13 protein-coding genes are annotated in these 18,414 nt (G+C 48.3%); 8 read left to right on the top strand and 5 right to left on the bottom strand.

The features are described from left to right. Positions 1–33: 33 nt before the first annotated feature. Both lptG and lptF read right to left on the bottom strand, forming a co-directional pair. Positions 34–1,107, bottom strand: coding sequence for an LPS export ABC transporter permease LptG (gene lptG / locus K6Q96_RS14570; RefSeq protein WP_251876599.1), 1,074 nt, complete (start codon positions 1,105–1,107; stop codon positions 34–36). Then, positions 1,107–2,207: an LPS export ABC transporter permease LptF gene (gene lptF / locus K6Q96_RS14575; RefSeq protein ID WP_251876600.1), complete on the bottom strand. Its 1,101-nt coding sequence runs from the start codon at positions 2,205–2,207 to the stop codon at positions 1,107–1,109. The genes lptG and lptF overlap by 1 nt, the downstream gene beginning before the upstream one ends. 193 nt (positions 2,208–2,400) lie before the next feature. Here lptF and pepA point away from each other — a divergent pair, with 193 nt between their 5' ends. The 6 genes from pepA to K6Q96_RS14605 all read left to right on the top strand — a co-directional run bounded on the left by pepA (position 2,401) and on the right by K6Q96_RS14605 (position 12,450). After that, positions 2,401–3,909 (top strand): leucyl aminopeptidase, encoded by a 1,509-nt coding sequence (pepA, locus tag K6Q96_RS14580; RefSeq protein WP_251876601.1) that lies wholly within the window; start codon positions 2,401–2,403, stop codon positions 3,907–3,909. A 138-nt stretch (positions 3,910–4,047) separates the two neighbouring features. Beyond that, entirely contained in the window at positions 4,048–4,503 is a 456-nt protein-coding gene (locus tag K6Q96_RS14585; RefSeq protein WP_251876602.1) for a DNA polymerase III subunit chi, read from the top strand. 20 nt (positions 4,504–4,523) lie between these two features. Continuing rightward, the gene (locus tag K6Q96_RS14590; RefSeq protein ID WP_251876603.1) at positions 4,524–7,382 is read left to right on the top strand and encodes a valine--tRNA ligase; all 2,859 of its coding nucleotides are present in this window, start codon (positions 4,524–4,526) and stop codon (positions 7,380–7,382) included. Positions 7,383–7,590: 208 nt separating this feature from the next. Beyond that, positions 7,591–9,600, top strand: a complete 2,010-nt coding sequence (locus tag K6Q96_RS14595; protein WP_251876604.1) for a sensor histidine kinase — start codon at positions 7,591–7,593, stop codon at positions 9,598–9,600. After that, a complete protein-coding gene (locus tag K6Q96_RS14600; protein ID WP_251876605.1) occupies positions 9,587–11,857 on the top strand; it encodes a bifunctional diguanylate cyclase/phosphodiesterase in 2,271 nt (756 codons plus the stop codon). Before K6Q96_RS14595 ends, K6Q96_RS14600 begins: the two co-directional genes overlap by 14 nt. A 194-nt stretch (positions 11,858–12,051) precedes the next feature. Further along, positions 12,052–12,450, top strand: a complete 399-nt coding sequence (locus tag K6Q96_RS14605) for a DUF2061 domain-containing protein (protein WP_251876606.1) — start codon at positions 12,052–12,054, stop codon at positions 12,448–12,450. A 50-nt stretch (positions 12,451–12,500) separates the two neighbouring features. Here K6Q96_RS14605 and K6Q96_RS14610 read toward each other — a convergent pair whose 3' ends face one another. Both K6Q96_RS14610 and K6Q96_RS14615 read right to left on the bottom strand, forming a co-directional pair. Then, positions 12,501–13,505, bottom strand: a complete 1,005-nt coding sequence (locus K6Q96_RS14610) for a M48 family metallopeptidase (protein ID WP_251876607.1) — start codon at positions 13,503–13,505, stop codon at positions 12,501–12,503. After that, positions 13,505–14,677 carry a YjgN family protein gene (locus K6Q96_RS14615; protein ID WP_251876608.1) on the bottom strand — a complete coding sequence of 391 codons (1,173 nt, stop codon included), beginning with the start codon at positions 14,675–14,677 and terminating at the stop codon, positions 13,505–13,507. Before K6Q96_RS14615 ends, K6Q96_RS14610 begins: the two co-directional genes overlap by 1 nt. 202 nt (positions 14,678–14,879) lie before the next feature. On the opposite strand from K6Q96_RS14615, the gene K6Q96_RS14620 reads away from it, so the two are divergent. Beyond that, the gene (locus tag K6Q96_RS14620) at positions 14,880–15,788 is read left to right on the top strand and encodes a bifunctional helix-turn-helix transcriptional regulator/GNAT family N-acetyltransferase (protein WP_251876609.1); all 909 of its coding nucleotides are present in this window, start codon (positions 14,880–14,882) and stop codon (positions 15,786–15,788) included. A 68-nt stretch (positions 15,789–15,856) separates the two neighbouring features. Here the strand turns inward: K6Q96_RS14620 and rraB are convergent, their stop codons facing one another. Beyond that, positions 15,857–16,255 carry a ribonuclease E inhibitor RraB gene (gene rraB, locus K6Q96_RS14625; RefSeq protein WP_251876610.1) on the bottom strand — a complete coding sequence of 133 codons (399 nt, stop codon included), beginning with the start codon at positions 16,253–16,255 and terminating at the stop codon, positions 15,857–15,859. 513 nt (positions 16,256–16,768) lie between these two features. Between rraB and arcA the strand changes: the two genes are divergently transcribed. After that, positions 16,769–17,989, top strand: a complete 1,221-nt coding sequence (arcA, locus tag K6Q96_RS14630) for an arginine deiminase (protein ID WP_251876611.1) — start codon at positions 16,769–16,771, stop codon at positions 17,987–17,989. The last annotated feature ends 425 nt before the right edge of the window (positions 17,990–18,414 follow it).

Genomic DNA, 18,414 nt, shown 5'->3' on the forward strand with positions numbered 1-18,414 from the left:
CTCTTTCGTTTTCCAATCTGATATCGTCTTTTATCAGAGCTTTCGGTTTAATAGATAAAGCGTAACACCGATAAAAGCCAAACTCGGCGCCACCGCACCAACAAATGGCGGTAGCTTATAGACCAGTGTCATCGGGCCAAAAACTTCATTAGATATATAGAAAGCGAAACCGAAAATCACCCCCGACAACACCCTCGCCCCCATGGTCACCGAACGCAAGGGTCCGAAGACAAAGCTCAGCGCCAACAGCATCATGACACCAATCGATAATGGCTGAAGTGCCTTACGCCATAAAGCCAGCTCATAGCGGGAAGCATCTTGCTCTGATGCTTTCAGGTAATCCACATAACTGAAGACACCGCTGAGCGACAACTCTTCAGGCTTCACCGTCACAATCGCGAGCTTCTCCGGTGTCAGTGTGGTTTTCCATGCCAGCTCTGCTTCTTTGGTTTCACTGATCTTCACTGGGCCATCGAAGTGCGTCACTGTCACTTTCTCCAGCATCCAGCTGTCTTTATCCAGATATTTAGCTTGCTCTGCGAACACCTGAGCTTGCAGATTCTGGGTATCATCGAACTTCCAGATATTCACACCCGTCAGTGACTCTTTTTGATCAGTGCGTGCAATATAGATGAAGTCTGAGCCGTCTTTTGCCCACACGCCGGTTCTCACCGACATCACGTTACCACCAGATTTGGCAAAAGCACGAAGTTCACGTGCAGCTTTCTGAGCGTCAGGCGCCCCCCACTGCCCCAGCGCCAGTACCACCAGCATCAAAGGCATGGCGGTTTTTAGTACCGACAGGCCGATATCCAACTTGGAAAAGCCCGCCGCTTGCATCACCACAAGCTCAGAGCTTGAAGCCAGCGTGCCCAGTCCAATCAAGGCACCCAAAAGCACAGCCATTGGGAAGAACATTTCAATATCGCGCGGCATACTGAGTAACACGTACTGAATCGCCGTCATCATGGTGAAGGTCCCTTCACCCACTGAACGCAGCTGCTCAACAAACTTGATGATGGCGGACAGACCAACCAGTGTTGCAAGACACAAGGTTGTTGTAGCGATAATGGTGCGGCCTATATAAAGGTCGAGGATCTTAAACATTAAGCCGCTCTCCTCAGTCGGTATTTCAGTTTACGCATTGGTAGGCTGTCCCAACTGATCAACATTAATGCCACCAGCAAAGCCAAAATGTTCACACTCCAAAGACCGATCTCCGGTGGCAACTTGCCCTCCTCTATTGCGGATTTAGCCGCACTGATAGAAAGGAAGTAAGCCAGATAAATTAATACCGCTGGGAAGAGTTTCGCGAAACGTCCCTGACGCGGGTTCACAGCTGAAAGCGGCACTACAATCATGGTCATCAGCGGGATACACAGCACCAGAGAGATACGCCACTGAAGTTCAGCCTGAGCGCGGGCCGACGGCTCGTTGATCAGCGATTGGGTCGGAACGGCATCCCAATCTCGGTGTTTCTGGCGCACTTCACGCTGACCAATGAGCACCTGATAGTTCTCATAATCTGTCACTGTGTAATCGAGCAGGGTTGGCACACCTTCGTAGCGCATACCGTTATTCAGATCGAGAACCTGACGTCCATCTGGTAATTCAGAGATATAGCCTTTATCCGCTACGACAACGTTGGGCCGCAAGGTACCTCGTGGTACTGGCTGTGCAATAAACACTTTGTGGAGATCTTTACCGTCTCCAGTGATTTCACTGACAAAAACCACTGCCTGTCCATCAGGCGTAGTTTGGATTTGTCCCTGCACCAAAAGCTCAAGGCCCGTATCGGCCTCAAGACTTTCCATTACTTTGACTTCTTTATCATTTGCCCATGGTGTTAGCCATAACGCATTGAACGCAGCAACAGTGCCAGTAATCACAGCTAAATAAAGTGCGGCCCGGATCAGAAATTTGTTCCCGATACCTGTCGCATTCATTACTGTAATTTCACTTTCTGCGTACAAACGCCCAAAAGTGATCAAAATACCTATATAGAGGCTGAGCGGCAGCATTAGCATACCCATCGACGGCATGTACAAACCGACAAGAGTTAACACATCGCTGCCCGGAATTGAGCCATCTGTAGCGTTAGCCAGCACTCGAATAAATTTCTGGCTAAAAAAGACCAGAAATAGCACAAACAGCACCGCAAGTTGCGTTTTCACTGTTTCTCGGATCAAATACCGAACAATAATCACGGCGTTTTACCTTTAGAAAACTTGTTTTTTTACTCGAATCGCTATAGTTTTTCGGTAAATTAGTTATTTTTTAATCTTTCGGCCAAGTGTTGGCCTGCTTAATGAAATTTACGTCGAACACAGTTTCGAGTTCCGATAAAGCGGGCATTATCCAACATTTAGCCTCACTTGTCTTTAGGATGTAGGAGTACGCATGGAGTTCAGTGTAAAAAGCGGGAGTCCCGAGAAACAGCGCAGTGCATGTATCGTTGTAGGTGTGTTTGAACCACGCCGCCTGTCACCAGTGGCAGAACAACTTGATAAAATCAGCGACGGTTACATCAGTAGCCTGCTGCGCCGTGGTGACCTCGAAGGAAAGCCTGGCCAGATGCTGCTATTGCACCACGTTCCTAATGTGCTGTCTGAGCGTGTGCTTCTGGTTGGTTGTGGTAAAGAGCGTGAACTCGGTGAACGCCAATACAAAGAAATCATCAAAAACACCATCAACACGCTGAACGAAACGGGCTCAATGGAAGCCGTTTGCTTCCTGACTGAGCTGCACGTGAAAGGCCGCGATACATACTGGAAAGTACGCCAAGCGGTTGAGAGCACCAAAGACAGCCTCTACACCTTCAACCAGTTCAAGAGCGTGAAGCCAGAAACCCGCCGTCCGCTGCGGAAACTGGTATTCAACGTACCAACACGCCGTGAACTGAATTTGGGTGAACGTGCGATTGCACACGGCCTGGCGGTTGCTTCCGGTGTGAACGCATGTAAAGACCTTGGCAACATGCCACCAAACGTTGCAAACCCAGCATACCTTGCTTCGCAAGCACGCCGTCTGGCGGATGACTTTGAAAAAGTCAGCACCAAGATCATTGGCGAGCAAGAAATGAAAGAGCTTGGCATGACTTCTTACCTGGCGGTTGGTCAAGGCTCTAGAAACGAATCTATGATGTCAATCATGGAGTACAAAGGTCACCCAGACCCAGATGCCAAGCCAATCATTCTGGTTGGTAAAGGTCTGACGTTCGATGCTGGCGGTATTTCACTGAAGCCGCCTGCCAACATGGACGAAATGAAATACGACATGTGTGGCGCAGCATCTGTATTCGGTGCAATGAAATCTCTGGCGAAACTGGACCTTCCAATCAATGTGGTGGGTATTCTAGCTGGTTGTGAAAACATGCCTGATGGCAATGCTTACCGTCCAGGCGACATCGTGACCACCATGTCTGGCCAAACTGTTGAAGTGCTGAACACAGACGCAGAAGGCCGCCTGGTACTTTGTGACGCCCTCACATATGTTGAGCGTTACGAGCCAGAGTGTGTGATTGACGTGGCAACTCTGACGGGCGCATGTATCGTGGCACTGAGCCATCACATCAGCGGCCTGATTTCAAATCACAACCCACTGGCACACGAAATTGTGAATGCATCTGAGCAAGCGGGTGACCGTGCTTGGCGCCTGCCGATGACTGAAGAATACCAAGACCAACTGAAGAGCCCGTTTGCTGACATGGCGAACATCGGCGGTCCAGGTGGCGGCACCATTACTGCGGGTTGTTTCCTTTCGCGCTTTGCGAAGAAGTACAACTGGGCGCACCTTGATGTAGCAGGAACTTCGTTCAAAGGCGGACAGAACAAAGGCGCGACAGGCCGTCCTGTTCCATTGCTGGTCCAGTTCCTTCTGAACCGTTCTGGCCTTGAAGTCGCAGAATAAAACTGCACAAAGAGATAAAGGAGGCCGAGGCCTCCTTTTTTGTTGCTGCTTTTTGTTGCGTGAGTGAACAACTCACCGCACACTGAGCAGAACACAGTGGCGTTATCAACACCGCCCAATGGCTAAAGAGGGAATTCGATGACAGGCATGGCGACCTTCTACATACTGGATGAATCGCAAGGCCAACCAACACAACAAATGTTGGAAAAGGTTAGCCAGCTCTCTGCCCTTTTTTGTCAGCAAGGCATGAAGGCATTCATTATGGCTGAAGACAAAAACCAAGCCGAAGCGATTGATGAATTGCTCTTCCAGCAAACCGCAGAGTACTTTGTGCCTCATAACCTCGTTGGCGAAGGTCCCCGTGGTGGTGCACAGGTTGAAATTGGTTGGCCGGGTGTACGCCATGCTGGCCACCGCCAAGTGCTAATAAATCTGGCGCAAGAAGCAGCAACTTTTGCGCCTTCCTTTGCACAAGTGGTAGACTTCGTGCCTTGCGAAGAAGCTCCCAAGCAACAGGCTCGGGAACGCTACAAAATTTACCGCATGGCGGGGCGTCAAATGCGTACTCTCGCCATTGAAGAAATGTCCTATTAAATCAGTCCATCAAGAGCGCTATGGAAAAGACATACAACCCAACATCAATTGAAAAGGCGCTGTACCAGCGCTGGGAAGAGGCTGGCTACTTCAAGCCTCACGGTGACACGTCAAAAGCTGCATACAGCATCATGATCCCACCACCCAACGTCACGGGCAGCCTGCACATGGGCCATGCGTTCCAAGACACCATTATGGATACCCTGATCCGCTGCGAGCGCATGAAAGGCAAAAACACCCTGTGGCAGGTCGGTACTGACCACGCAGGTATCGCGACCCAAATGGTTGTTGAGCGTAAGATCGCTGCAGAAGAAAGCAAAACCAAGCACGACTATGGCCGAGACGCTTTCATCGACAAGATCTGGGAGTGGAAAGGCGAATCCGGTGGCACAATCACCAAGCAGCTGCGTCGTTTGGGCGCATCTGTAGACTGGGATCGTGAGCGCTTCACCATGGACGACGGTTTCTACGCTGCGGTTCAGGAGGTATTCGTACGCCTTTACGAAGATGACCTTATTTACCGCGGTAAGCGCCTGGTTAACTGGGACCCTAAACTGCACACGGCTATTTCCGATCTGGAAGTAGAAAACAAAGACGTGAAAGGCCACATGTGGCACTTCCGTTACCCACTGGCTGACGGCGTAAAAACCGCTGACGGTAAAGACTACATCGTGGTTGCAACTACCCGCCCAGAAACTATGCTGGGCGATACCGGTGTAGCTGTTAACCCAGAAGATCCTCGTTACAAAGATCTGATCGGTAAAGAAATCATCCTGCCAATCGTTGACCGCCGCATTCCAATCGTGGGCGACGAACACGCAGACATGGAGAAAGGCACAGGTTGTGTGAAGATCACCCCTGCGCATGACTTCAATGACTACGAAGTTGGTAAGCGTCACCAGTTGCCAATGATCAACATCCTGACGTTCAACGCAGACATCCGCGACGCAGCCGAGGTGTTCAATACCAACGGCGAAGCGAGCGATGTTTACAGCACTGACCTGCCAGAGAAATACCGTGGCATTGAGCGTTTCGCTGCACGTAAAGCCATCGTTGCTGAGTTTGAAGCGCTAGGCCTGCTGGACGAAATCAAAGATCACGACCTGACTGTCCCTTACGGCGACCGTGGTGGCGTGGTTATCGAACCAATGCTGACTGACCAATGGTACGTTCGCACTGCGACGCTGGCTCAGCCTGCGGTTGAAGCAGTTGAAAACGGTGATATCCAATTCGTGCCTAAGCAATACGAGAACATGTACTTCTCTTGGATGCGTGACATTCAAGACTGGTGTATCTCCCGTCAACTGTGGTGGGGTCACCGCATTCCTGCTTGGTATGACAACGACGGCAACGTTTACGTAGGTCGTACAGAAGAAGAAGTGCGCGAGAAGAACGGTCTTGCACCCGTTGTTGTTCTACGTCAGGACGATGACGTTCTGGATACCTGGTTCTCATCTGCACTGTGGACATTCGGTACACTGGGCTGGCCACAAGAAACGCCAGAACTGAAAACCTTCCACCCAACTGACGTACTGGTAACCGGTTTCGACATCATCTTCTTCTGGGTTGCGCGCATGATCATGATGACCATGCACTTCATGAAAGATGAAGATGGCAAACCACAAGTGCCATTCAAGACGGTTTACGTAACGGGTCTGATCCGTGACGAAAACGGCGACAAAATGTCGAAGTCTAAAGGTAACGTTCTGGACCCGATCGACATGATCGACGGCATCGATCTCGAGTCACTGGTAGAAAAACGTACTGGTAACATGATGCAGCCACAACTGGCAGCGAAGATCGAAAAGAACACCCGTAAGACGTTCGAAAACGGAATCGAAGCCTACGGTACTGACGCACTGCGCTTCACTCTGGCTGCCATGGCTTCAACAGGTCGTGACATCAACTGGGACATGAAGCGTCTTGAGGGTTACCGTAACTTCTGTAACAAGCTCTGGAACGCAAGCCGTTACGTGCTGATGAACACAGAAAATCAGGATTGCGGCATGCAAGGCGGTGAGATGGAGTTCTCACTGGCTGACAAGTGGATCGAATCTCAATTCCAACTGGCAGCGAAAGAGTTCAACGCGCATATCGAAAACTACCGTCTGGATATGGCATCGAACACCCTGTACGAATTCATCTGGAACCAATTCTGTGACTGGTACCTAGAGCTTACCAAACCCGTTCTGTGGAAAGGCACTGAAGCACAACAGCGCGCGACCCGTCACACGCTGATCACCGTGCTTGAGAAGACACTGCGTCTGGCCCACCCGGTTGTTCCTTACATCACAGAATCTATCTGGCAGAGCGTGAAACCGCTGGTTAGCGGCGTTGAAGGTGACACCATCATGCTGCAGGCACTGCCACAGTATGACGAAGCACAGTTCGATGAAGCAGCACTGACCGATATCGAGTGGGTGAAAGGTTTCATCACTGCCATCCGTAACCTGCGTGCTGAATATGACATCGCACCGAGCAAACCTATGGATGTGATGCTGAAAGCCGCTGACGAGAAAGATGCTATTCGTGTTGAAGCAAGCAAGCAGGTTCTAATGTCACTGGCGAAGCTGGAAGGCATCCGCATTCTGGAAGCAGACGAAGAAACACCGGCATGTGCAACCGCACTGGTTGGTAAATCTACCCTCATGATCCCAATGGCAGGTCTGATTGACAAAGACGCCGAACTGGCTCGTCTGGACAAAGAAATTGCCAAGACTCAGGGCGAGATCAAACGCGTTGAAGGCAAGCTGAATAACCAAGGTTTTGTGGCGAAAGCACCGGAAGCAGTTGTCGCTGCTGAGCGTGCGAAGCTAGATGGCTACGCAGAAACCCTGACTAAGCTGGAAGAGCAGAAAGCAGTTATCGCTGCACTGTAATCTCATCGCTTCACTTGTGCTTACAAACAGGCCTTCTACCGGAAGGCCTGTCTTTTTTCTCTCACCACCCACCAACACTGTTAAATCTATCAACAATTCGACGCATGGAAGTGACATGCGCCGCAATTGGTGAGCAACTTTAACATTCACATCGAATTCCATTACTACGCTTTATAGAACGCCATCCTGCAACCAATGAAACATAGAAATGAATTCAATCGCATTCAGGCTGCACCTCAGTCTGATAACACTAACGGTTCTCTTACTCACCGTGTCATCTCTGACTGTTTGGGTCGCGCTTAATACCCGAAGCAGTACTGATGCGCTGTTAGATAAGGCACTTCCCAATACCATCAACACCATACACATGGTGGATGAGCTTAGCGAAATGCTGTTCAATCTAATGCGGTATGTAGAAGAGGAAGATGAGGAGGGTCACGCAGCCTTTCTTGAACATCTGGAGACGTTCGTCAAACACAAACGGGCTCTCAGTGTCTCGAAAGATGAGGCGATAAGCCAGGATATTGCAGAGTTGCGCAAACTACACCAAGCCTTTCTGTCACTTTCGCAACAAGGTGTCTTTAACGTATTCGACCCTACAGCAGAGCAGCGCGCCCGCTCTCTCATCAACTCAACAAGTCAACCACTTGAAGTGCTTCTAGATAAGCTCCAAACCTTAATAAACAACCAGAGCAACCTACAGGCTTTCCATAGCGACTTCGCTCCGTTAAATAGATACGATCTAGAGTTACTCGATGAAATGCAGGACATGGTATCTGATTTAGATATTTATCTACTTGGTTACCCATTAGCTGAAAAACGCTTCATCGCCAATGCAGAAGAATTCAAGTACTACATGAAGTCAATTTCTGATGTAACGAGCGACCCCAGTATTCTCGAGCAGCTAAGGCGCATTGAATGGCACTTTGCCAGATTTTTCGGAATTGCCAATAACGTTTTCAAACACCATGACAACACAGCCCGACAACGTGCACTAAAAGCGGTTATTGCGTTGGAGCGAGGCATATTTCTGGACATGAAGACACTACTCAACAAAATGGCTGACCAGTCGGATAGCCTATTGATTGAGGAATCTCATGGGCTACGCAACATAGCTAATAAGTCCATGTATCTACTGATATTCGTCACTATATTTGCGACTGTTTTACTGGCATTTATTGTCCTCTTCTTCCAACGTTCACTGTTCAGGCCGCTGGAGAAAATCAACACGGCTATTCAGGCACTGCATCTGGGTCATCGCAATATCACTTTTAAGCACGTTGAAGACAATGAGCTGGGGCGAATTACCCTAAGCCTCAAAAACTTCCAGGTTGCCCTGTCAAAACTCGACCAACTGCAGATAGAAAATGCCAATCAGAAAGAAGCGCTAAAGAGAGATAAAGAACAGCTCACTGAGATGCTTGAAAACCTCAAGTCAGCGCAGGATAAGCTCATTGAGACAGAGAAGCTTTCTTCCCTTGGCAGCCTAGTAGCAGGGGTTTCTCACGAAATAAATACGCCGCTTGGTATTTCAGTGACCATGGCAAGCACCCTGGAAGCCGAACATCTGGCATTTCTGGAAAAACTCAACACCGGTGAGATACGCCGGGGAGAGCTCGAGAGTTTTGAATCTCACGGTAGAGATGCGTTCAGCGTCCTCAACCGCTCACTACAAAGAGCATCTGAGCTAATCAACAGTTTCAAACAGGTAGCCAACGATCAGACCAGCGAACAATTACGCGAGTTTGAGTTGGGCACGCTGATGCAAGAGGTGTATAGCACCCTTCATCACCAAATCAAAAATCGCCCTATCCAATTCGAGCTTCATATTGATGAAGAACTGATGATGAACAGCTATCCAGGACCGATTGGGCAAGTATTTACCAACCTTTTCAACAACTCGATTCTTCATGGTTTTGACAATGATGAAAAAGGTAAAATATCCCTGACACTGACGAGAGAAAATAGTCACATACGTTGGCTCTACCGGGACTCAGGTAAAGGGCTTTCTGAGGAAGGGATTAAACGAATCTTTGAACCATTCTACACCACCCGGCTAGGCAAAGGCGGTTCAGGGATGGGCATGCATATCGTCTACAGCATCGTCGTCAATATGCTGCAAGGAGACATTAAAGTTTACAACGATAACGGTGCCGTATTCGACATCTCGATTCCGGGATCGATTAAACAACAGAAGGTGGACAATGAGCGACTTTAAAATCAATATTATCGACGACTCTTCAGCGTCTTCCCAACAAAAAGTAGCCATAAGCCGGAGCTGGAAGGTCGCCATCATTGATGACGAAGCCTCTATGCATCAGGCCACCATCTTAGCATTAAACAACGTCACCATCATGGGCTATCCACTCGTATTCATTCATGCATACTCGGGCAAAGAAGGACAAAAGCTCCTAGAAGAAAACCCAGACACTGCAGTAGTACTGCTTGATGTGGTGATGGAAACCGAAGATGCAGGGTTACAGCTCGCGAGTTATATCCGAAACGAGCTTGGCAACCACGCCACGCAAATTGTTCTGCGCACTGGCCAGCCCGGTTATGCCCCTGAAGAGTCTGTGATTGAGAACTTCGAAATAAATGACTACAAGACAAAGAATGAGCTCACACGAACCAAGTTATTTAGTACCCTTTGTACCTCCATCCGCTCATACAAGAACCTGTATTCAATCCAAAGAAGTCGCGATGGATTAAGAAAGATCGTCGACTCTGCAGCAAACCGATTCCAGGAGCGCTCTCTTGCTAGTTTTACTGAAGGTGTGTTGGAGCAAATCAATGTACTGTTCGACATTCATTCTGAAGGTATTTTTTGCGTGTCCAGCCGACCGCTAAACCCCCCTCAACAACTGGAGAAGATCTACTTTCATGCCACCAGCAAGCGGCATGAAGACGAACACATTGTTGTGGCTACCAGTCAAAAGTACCAACAAGCATTTGGTAAAAATCTCGACAGTGTGGCCCTCGATAAAACCTCACATAGTGTTATCAAGCAAGCCTTTCAGGAAGGTCGCAATGTGATCAATGGCGGGAACATCGCCCTGTATATGGATACGCCAAGTCTCTGGAAAGCGGTGATCTACATTTTAACTGATAAAACCAATGTGTTAGAGCAGCTTGATCCAGAGCTATTGTCTGTATTCATCCAGAACGTCGCACTCGGTTTGGAGAATACTAAATTCGTCAATCAGCTTTTTGATGCCGCCTTTATCGACGAAATTACCGGTCTTCACAGCCGCCTCGGGTTTGTTGATTCACAAGCGCCATCACTTTTGAAGCAGGCAGGCCGCCTCACCCTCGCAATGATTGATATTGATGATTTTCACCAGATCAATGAATCGCTGGGCTTTGACTACGGCAATAAAGTACTCAAAGTGTTCGGTAATGCCTTAAAACAAAACCTCCCAGCCAATAGCGTCGTCAGCCGACTGCACAGTGATGCTTTTGCTGTCGCCACAGAACTAGGCGAAGCCTCATTGCTGAATGTACTTCAAACCCTTCAAGACACCTGTTTTGAGATGGGAGATGGCGGCACCTTCTACCTTGGTGTGACATCCGGCATTTTTAGCGTGCAGGAGGATGGAAACCTCAGCAACATAGAAGTCGCATTAAGACGCGCCGAAATGGCACTAAAACAAGCGAAATCCAAACGTCGTGGTGCCACACTCATCTTTGATGATGATATGGAAAAAGCCTGCAACGAGAGGCTGAACCTGATCAACAAACTGCGTCAGGACCTATCTGAAGAACAGCTTTATCTGGTTTTCCAACCTAAGGTCAACCTCATTAATAATCGCATTATTGGGGCTGAAGCCTTACTGCGGTGGAACCATGAAGAATTGGGGGAGGTGTCCCCGGGTGTATTTGTCCCAATAGCAGAGGCCGCGGGACTCAGTTTCGAACTCGACACTTTTGTGTTTCGGTCAGCTTGTAAAGTATTGGCAAATCAACCTGAACTGCCAGAGATCGCTATCAACATCTCCCCTCTTTCTCTGAACAGACGAGAGTTGCTTCCGATTCTCGACGGCATCTTGCAGCAATATGGCATAGACAAAAGCCGAGTATCACTGGAGATCACCGAAGGTTGTTTTGTGCAGGGGGAAGGCTCAAAGGCAAATATTACCAAGCTGCATGAACAAGGTTGGACATTACATCTTGATGATTTTGGCTCAGGCTATTCTTCGTTCGGCTATCTGCTCGATTTACCGGTTTCTGTTATAAAAATAGACCGCATCTTTACCTGGGGGCTTAACAAATGCGACCGCTCAGAACGCCTGCTTGGTGGTATGGTCAATATGCTTAAAGGCATGAAAAAACAGGTGTTGATTGAAGGGCTAGAGACAGAGGAACAACTTGTTTCCGCGGTTGCTGCCGGGTTGGAGCTGGCACAAGGTTACTTGTTCTACAAACCTCTTACTTTGGATGCATTCACTCTTGCTCTAAAAGAGCAGGCAGTCGCCTAAAGACTTCCTATTGCCCTGGTTCAGCATCTGGAGCCAGGGCTCACTCTCAGCGCTTTCTTATTCCTTCATTGTTCTCGTTCTCGCTAACCTCGAAACTTCCGATAGTCTAAACCTATCAAAATCATTGACAGAAAACCCATTTACAAATGAGAATTATTTGCAATAATGAGGTCGTACCGAATGAGGAAACTGTTATGAAAAAGACCTTAAGTTTTGCTGTGATTCACTTTACCGTTGCGTTTACAGTCGCGTATATCCTGACTGGCGATATTCTGCTGGGTAGTTTGATTGCCATGGTAAAGCCTATGGTCAATACGGTCGCGTTCTACTTCCACGAAAAAGCGTGGGACAACAAATTACTGAAGCGTCTGGCAACAAACCATCCAGGCCGTAAAACAGCAAGTTTCGCTGTTGTACATTTCAGCGTTGCGTTTGGTGTGGCTTACCTGCTGACGGGTGATGTACTGATTGGCAGTGTGATGGCAATGATTGAACCTTGTATCAATACCATGGCTTACTACTTCCATGAACGTGTATGGCAGAAGAAAGAACGCCTGAGCATGATGCAACGCCAGCACCCTATGGCAGCTTGATAGAGAACATGTCTGGAAACAAAAAAAGGGCAGCGTGAACTGCCCTTTTATCATTCTGTCTGGAAACTGTTTGCTGCCTCAATGCGGCTTTGTGTATCTGGGTGAGAGCTCAGCCACTGAGACATTCCACCAGACTGATGTGCTTCGCCAAGCAAAGTAAACATTTCCGCCTGAGCACTGGCATCTCCATAAAAAGTACTGAGGTATTTAGCCGCGAACTGATCGGACTCTTCCTCATCTGCCCTTGAATACCCAGCCGTTGCCGCAAGTACACCCAAGCCTGTCATCATGTCGATAACACCAGTGCTTTCACCAGTGATCACGGCTACGGAGACTGAAATCAGGGTTGATCGCACCAACCCTATCATCACGTGCTGGTGATAAACATGTCCAAGCTCATGGAGTATTACACTTTCTAACTGCGCGTCATTCTCTGCCAGATTCACCAGCGGATCGAGCAGCACCACAGTGCCATCACTTAAAGCAAATGCATTCGGTCCTTGTTTCCAATTGCGGAGCACCAGTTTAGGTTTGACAGGCATCGGCGGTAGTATTTCAACCAGCTCATCAAAACGCTGATTTAGCGCTTGCTGGCGTTCGGTATCCAGTTCGGAAGCAGTAAACATTCTTTCATCGAGCTGAGACATCACATGCTCACCCACCGCCATCGGAATTTCATCCGGTAAAAGCTGGGTTATTCCTTTACTGATCCCAGGCAAGCCAATATAGAAAAAGGCCACCATAAACAGCAGCGCAGCCGCAATGGAAGAAAGAATTGCCGTTTTACTACTCTCAAGGCGTGTCAGCCATCCTCGCTTTTTAGCCTGAAAAGAGTAGGGCAAGTCAGCTTCATCATTCGCAATAAAGAGCTCACCCTCTGGAAAACGAAGCTGCAAGGGAAGATTACCAATGCGCTCAGAGCGGGAGACTTCATCCAAACGGCATTCAATGGTTTTACCGTCGAATCTCAGTATCGCTTTGGTCTCACCCATGACAAAGAGCTCAGCCTCATGCTTACCTGACTCACCTGCCGCAAACGCTGTCCCTTTCACCATCAGTTTATCCCGATATCTAAGTCGAAGACCTGTGACATTTCATCACCTACTGCAGACTTCGCACCATTTTCATCTTCGTAAACGCTTAACGCATCAAGATCGCCGTGAATTGTAGTCACAGACAACAAATAACGGGTAGTACGCACTTTCACCCAAGGACGAGCGAGACCCAGTGTAAACACCTGAAGGAAAAAGTTACTCACAACCAGCCATGCATAGTCACGAGCCCGCATCTCAGATTTCAGGCGGTAGTCTCCCGTGTCACCAACTTGCATGCGACTAAACACATGATTTCGAGTACGAGAAACAACGTATGCACTTACAACGAGAAAAGACGCAAACATGGTTGCGTAAGTAAGGATAATGACGGAGGCTAAATTGAGTACACCACCTAGGTCAGATATTGAGATACTTTCAATATCTATATCACTCAATGCCAGCGGCATAATAAAGAAGAACTCAGCAATCGCAACCACAACCGCGGACAAAATACCGGTGCCGATGGACACCAAGAATCCCAATAGCAGAGCGCCCAAATAGATCCGAACGTAAGCCCCAGTAGATAATTCAGCTTGAAAGGAAAGTCTTCCGTATCCATAGCCATTAGCAAAGTAATTTGCGATACCTTTCATCAACCAAGCAAACATAACAAATCCTGCTATGAATCCGCCCAGAATAAAGACAAAGATCACAAAGCCATTCGTTTGGGTAGTGGCAAACGCCACCAGTGCAATAAACATTAAGACAATCAACGCACCACGACCAAGAATAGCCGCATACGCCCCAAGCAAAGAGCCTGTAAAGTTGAGCCGTACGTTTCGATAACTGGTCATGCGCGCATCAAAACGGGCGTTGTTTCTCGCGAGCCAAGGCAATACCAGAAGACCAGCCAAAAATAGAACGCCCGAAAACAGCGGAAAAAACTGACCAACTATAATCCAGATGACAAGCGCCGTGACCGCAATCACTCGCCCGATCAGGATTTGTTTTGGTGTGGCATGATAATCAAAGCGATCACCCGCTAGTTCAGTGTTTCCATAGAAGTATTTTTTTGTCCGCACTTTTGCCCACGCTGAATAAATCCCCAGCGTAAGAACACTCAGCACAATATTTACAATCCAAATGCCAAAAAACTCACGGCCCGTGCCGTGAAATGTCATTTTGTTTTCCATGGTCAATCCTTTGCCAACTGTTTTATTATGGTTTCGCCATAATAATGATTAAGCTCAATAGGCTCATCGCCAAATTGAGTAAATGCGAATCAAGAGGCTTTATTTTGTGTAAAACGGAGCAATGACCTTCGAGTTGCCTGCTTAACCAAGAGACAGTAAGCCACAAAGGAAAGTGACACATTCGGTGTAAAATGGAGACACAATGACTACAGGTCCGGTTGAAATCAGATCGCTCGTCCGCCAACTACTTCGCCATCGCGGATTGTTGGACAATATTTACGGCACAGCTGGGCTGACCACAGTGCAATGTCACGTCATGATTGAGCTTGAGCAGGAACCTCTGACTGCTGAGCAGCTTTCTGAACGCCTAAATATTGATGTCGCCAATGCCAACCGAACGCTGGCAATTCTCATCAACAATGACAATGTTGCTTCCTCTATCGACCATGAAAGTAATCTGCCGCGCTATTCTCTTTCTGATGTAGGCAAAGAGCGACTGGATGAGCATCATTTCGGTATCAATCAGCAAATCGCCCTGTATCTGGAGCAGCTGGATACCGACGAAATTGAATCCCTTTCCACATCACTGCACCGCTACAACCGGGCAATGGAGCAGAGCGAGTACCAGAAAGGATTCACCCTTCGCTTGTTAGAGCCTGCTGATAACGCAGCTATAGCTACTGTTATTCGCAAAGTATCAGCAGAATATGGCCTGACTGCTGACAAAGGCTACAGCGTGGCAGACCCGACACTAGATGCACTAAGTGAAAGCTACAAAGCGGATAATGCTGCTTATTGGGTAGTCGAGCAGAACGGAAAAATTTTAGGTGGTGGCGGCGTTGCATCTTTGCCCGGTGAAGAGGGTGTATGCGAATTGCAGAAAATGTATTTCCGTCCTGAACTACGTGGCCGAGGCTTTGCAAGAAGACTCGCGGCAATGGCCATGAAATTTGCGCGACATCAGGGTTATCACGCTTGTTATCTTGAAACGACTGCCTGTCTGAAAGAAGCCGTTAGTCTCTATGAATCGCTCGGCTTTGAACATCTTGATGAGCCACTTGGTAACACCGGACATACAGACTGCGAAGTCGCGATGCTGAAAAAACTGTAAGTCACCAATTACCAGACACAAAAAAGCCGGGGTCTTTAACGCTCCGGCTTTCTTTTCGGCAAAGACAATTAACCGTCTTCTTCCAGTTCACCCTCTTCCTCGGCGTCTTCTTCGTCCGACTCAAAGTAAGTGCCCCAACCGTCGTAATCGATGCTGAATTTCTCAGCAAGCTTGACCAGTTTCTCGACCTGTTCGTCAATGCGGTCTGCATCCAGTGCCGATTCCATCACTGCATCAAAGCAGATCACTGTGGAGCCGTCTTCCAGTTCAAGCTCTTCCGCTTCCAGCACTTCAAAGCCCATTTTGAACGCTTCTACTGCCGCGCCTTCCAGCTCTGCAAAGCTGTCTGCAGACAGGTGGTGCTCAATGGTATATAGCGCATCAGGGTCGCTGCCATCCTCTAGCAGGGCTTCAATGATTTCACGGGTTTCCGCTTTTTGTTCTTCAATAATGTCAGCGTAAGACATCAGATCACTCCAGGCACTTAATTAACGGCAGAACTATGGCATGGATTGGCATGGTTTACCACGCCAATTTCCCACACTCCCCACATGTTAATTAAAAGTAAAATTGACCTTATCGAACAAGGTTGTCATTATTTGAGAACAGGGCAACAACAACACAAGATGCTGGATATAATTAAAAATACCCAATCTTGCGCCAATAAAACCCTGAATTATGGAATAGTGTGCATTTTTATCGCATAGATAAGCACCGATAGATGTGTTGATGGCTTTCCCACTCGCAAAGATCGAGCAAACCAAGGTTAGCCCTAATGCAAAAAGGTAAATGGATTTACGACAAATTTTCAGGCGTCTCTACTATCCGACGCCACGAATACAGAATTCTGTCGCTTTATCTCCATTTTCCCCGTCGTTCCTGCTGCGCGTTGACATGACCAAGAGAAAGCGTCTCTTTGCATCTCATGTCGGACAAGGCAAAACGGTGGAGGTTAATAAAAATTCAAGAGAGAAACGATCATGAGTCAGCTATATGTGGGATCTGAAGTCGGTCAATTGAAGCGTGTGATGCTTCACCGACCAGAAAGAGCGCTAAACCACCTTACACCATCTAACTACAAAGACCTCTTGTTTGATGATGTACTTGCGGTGGAACGTGCCGGAGAGGAGCACGATCAATTCGCGCAGACCCTGCGTGACCAGGGTGTTGAAGTGCTGTTATTGCACGATCTTCTGGCCCAGACTTTAGAAGTGCCGGAAGCCAAAACCTGGTTGCTCAACACCCAGGTGGGCGAATACCGTCTTGGTCACCAGTTCGCGCATGATGTGAGAAGCTATTTAAAAAGCCTTAGTAACGAAGAGCTGGCACACATCCTTCTTGGCGGTTTGAGCTATATCGATTTTCCAAACCATTCAGCGTCGATGATGCAGGCAATGCACGAACGTATGGATTTCATCATCGACCCTCTGCCGAACCACTTGTTTACCCGTGACACTTCATGCTGGGTATATGGTGGTGTGTCCTTAAATCCAATGGCGATGCCTGCCCGTCAGCGTGAAACCAACCACCTGCGCGCCATTTACCGCTGGCATCCTCTGTTTGCGGGTCAGGACTTCATCACTTACCTTGGCGATGAACAGCGCGACTACGACAATGCCATGGTCGAAGGCGGTGATGTGCTGGTTATCGGCAACGGTGCAGTTCTGGTGGGCATGTCTGAGCGCACGACACCACAAGGTGTGGAGGCACTGGCACGCAGCTTGTTTGCTAATGGTCAGGCAAGAGAAGTGATCGCGATTAACCTGCCAAAGCACCGCTCCTGCATGCACTTGGATACCGTGATGACTCACATGGACATCGACACTTTCTCTGTTTATCCGCAAGTAATGCGTAGAGACCTGCAAAGCTGGCGTCTTATCAACAAAGGCAATGGTGACGTAGAAGTGAAAGAAGCTGACTACTTCCTAAATGCCATCGAAAAAGCGCTGGAATTGCCTCAGCTCAATATCATCACCACCGGCGGTGACAGCTTTGAAGCAGAGCGTGAACAGTGGAACGATGCCAACAATGTGCTGACCGTGCGCCCAGGTGTAGTGATTGGTTATGAAGGCAACGTATACACCAATGAAAAATACGACAAAGCGGGCATCACTGTTCTGCCTATCCCGGGCGACCAACTTGGCCGTGGTCGTGGCGGTGCGCGCTGCATGAGCTGCCCTATCGAACGCGAAGGGCTGTAGAAGATAACCGAACTCTCCCACTCTCCTTAACCGAACAAGCCACCTCATTGCGAGGTGGCTTTTTTCGTTTCTCCGGGAAAATGTCGACCAAACACAAATAAATATTTATTCAAAGGGGTTGAATTAATACTCACAAATAAGTCAGAATCGTGATTAATATCAAAGTGACATAAATTTATACCCAAACAACCTAAAGATGCAGGATTCAGCGAGCTTGACTGGCGTCGTGATCGCGGCGTTCCTTTGTAGGTGTAGTCACCTCCATCAAAAAGGAACAACAAAGAGCACGGCGTCAGTCAACTCGCCCGAAGGGAGGGCCTCAATGCGCCCACTTCTTCGTTAAATTCTACGGAAATAGAACGACTATTCCTCGTGAAATTTGCCTCGAATTGAACGCATTGATGACCTCTGAATGCGCGCATCTT

The organism is Grimontia kaedaensis (assembly GCF_023746615.1).
Lineage (GTDB): Bacteria > Pseudomonadota > Gammaproteobacteria > Enterobacterales > Vibrionaceae > Enterovibrio > Enterovibrio kaedaensis.

Coding starts and splice junctions, on each gene's coding strand:
- lptG (WP_251876599.1), bottom strand. CDS start 1,107: ATGTTTAAGATCCTCGACCTTTATATAGGCCGCACCATTATCGCTACA.
- pepA (WP_251876601.1), top strand. CDS start 2,401: ATGGAGTTCAGTGTAAAAAGCGGGAGTCCCGAGAAACAGCGCAGTGCA.
- K6Q96_RS14585 (WP_251876602.1), top strand. CDS start 4,048: ATGACAGGCATGGCGACCTTCTACATACTGGATGAATCGCAAGGCCAA.
- K6Q96_RS14590 (WP_251876603.1), top strand. CDS start 4,524: ATGGAAAAGACATACAACCCAACATCAATTGAAAAGGCGCTGTACCAG.
- K6Q96_RS14595 (WP_251876604.1), top strand. CDS start 7,591: ATGAATTCAATCGCATTCAGGCTGCACCTCAGTCTGATAACACTAACG.
- K6Q96_RS14600 (WP_251876605.1), top strand. CDS start 9,587: ATGAGCGACTTTAAAATCAATATTATCGACGACTCTTCAGCGTCTTCC.
- K6Q96_RS14605 (WP_251876606.1), top strand. CDS start 12,052: ATGAAAAAGACCTTAAGTTTTGCTGTGATTCACTTTACCGTTGCGTTT.
- K6Q96_RS14610 (WP_251876607.1), bottom strand. CDS start 13,505: ATGGTGAAAGGGACAGCGTTTGCGGCAGGTGAGTCAGGTAAGCATGAG.
- K6Q96_RS14615 (WP_251876608.1), bottom strand. CDS start 14,677: ATGGAAAACAAAATGACATTTCACGGCACGGGCCGTGAGTTTTTTGGC.
- K6Q96_RS14620 (WP_251876609.1), top strand. CDS start 14,880: ATGACTACAGGTCCGGTTGAAATCAGATCGCTCGTCCGCCAACTACTT.
- rraB (WP_251876610.1), bottom strand. CDS start 16,255: ATGTCTTACGCTGACATTATTGAAGAACAAAAAGCGGAAACCCGTGAA.
- arcA (WP_251876611.1), top strand. CDS start 16,769: ATGAGTCAGCTATATGTGGGATCTGAAGTCGGTCAATTGAAGCGTGTG.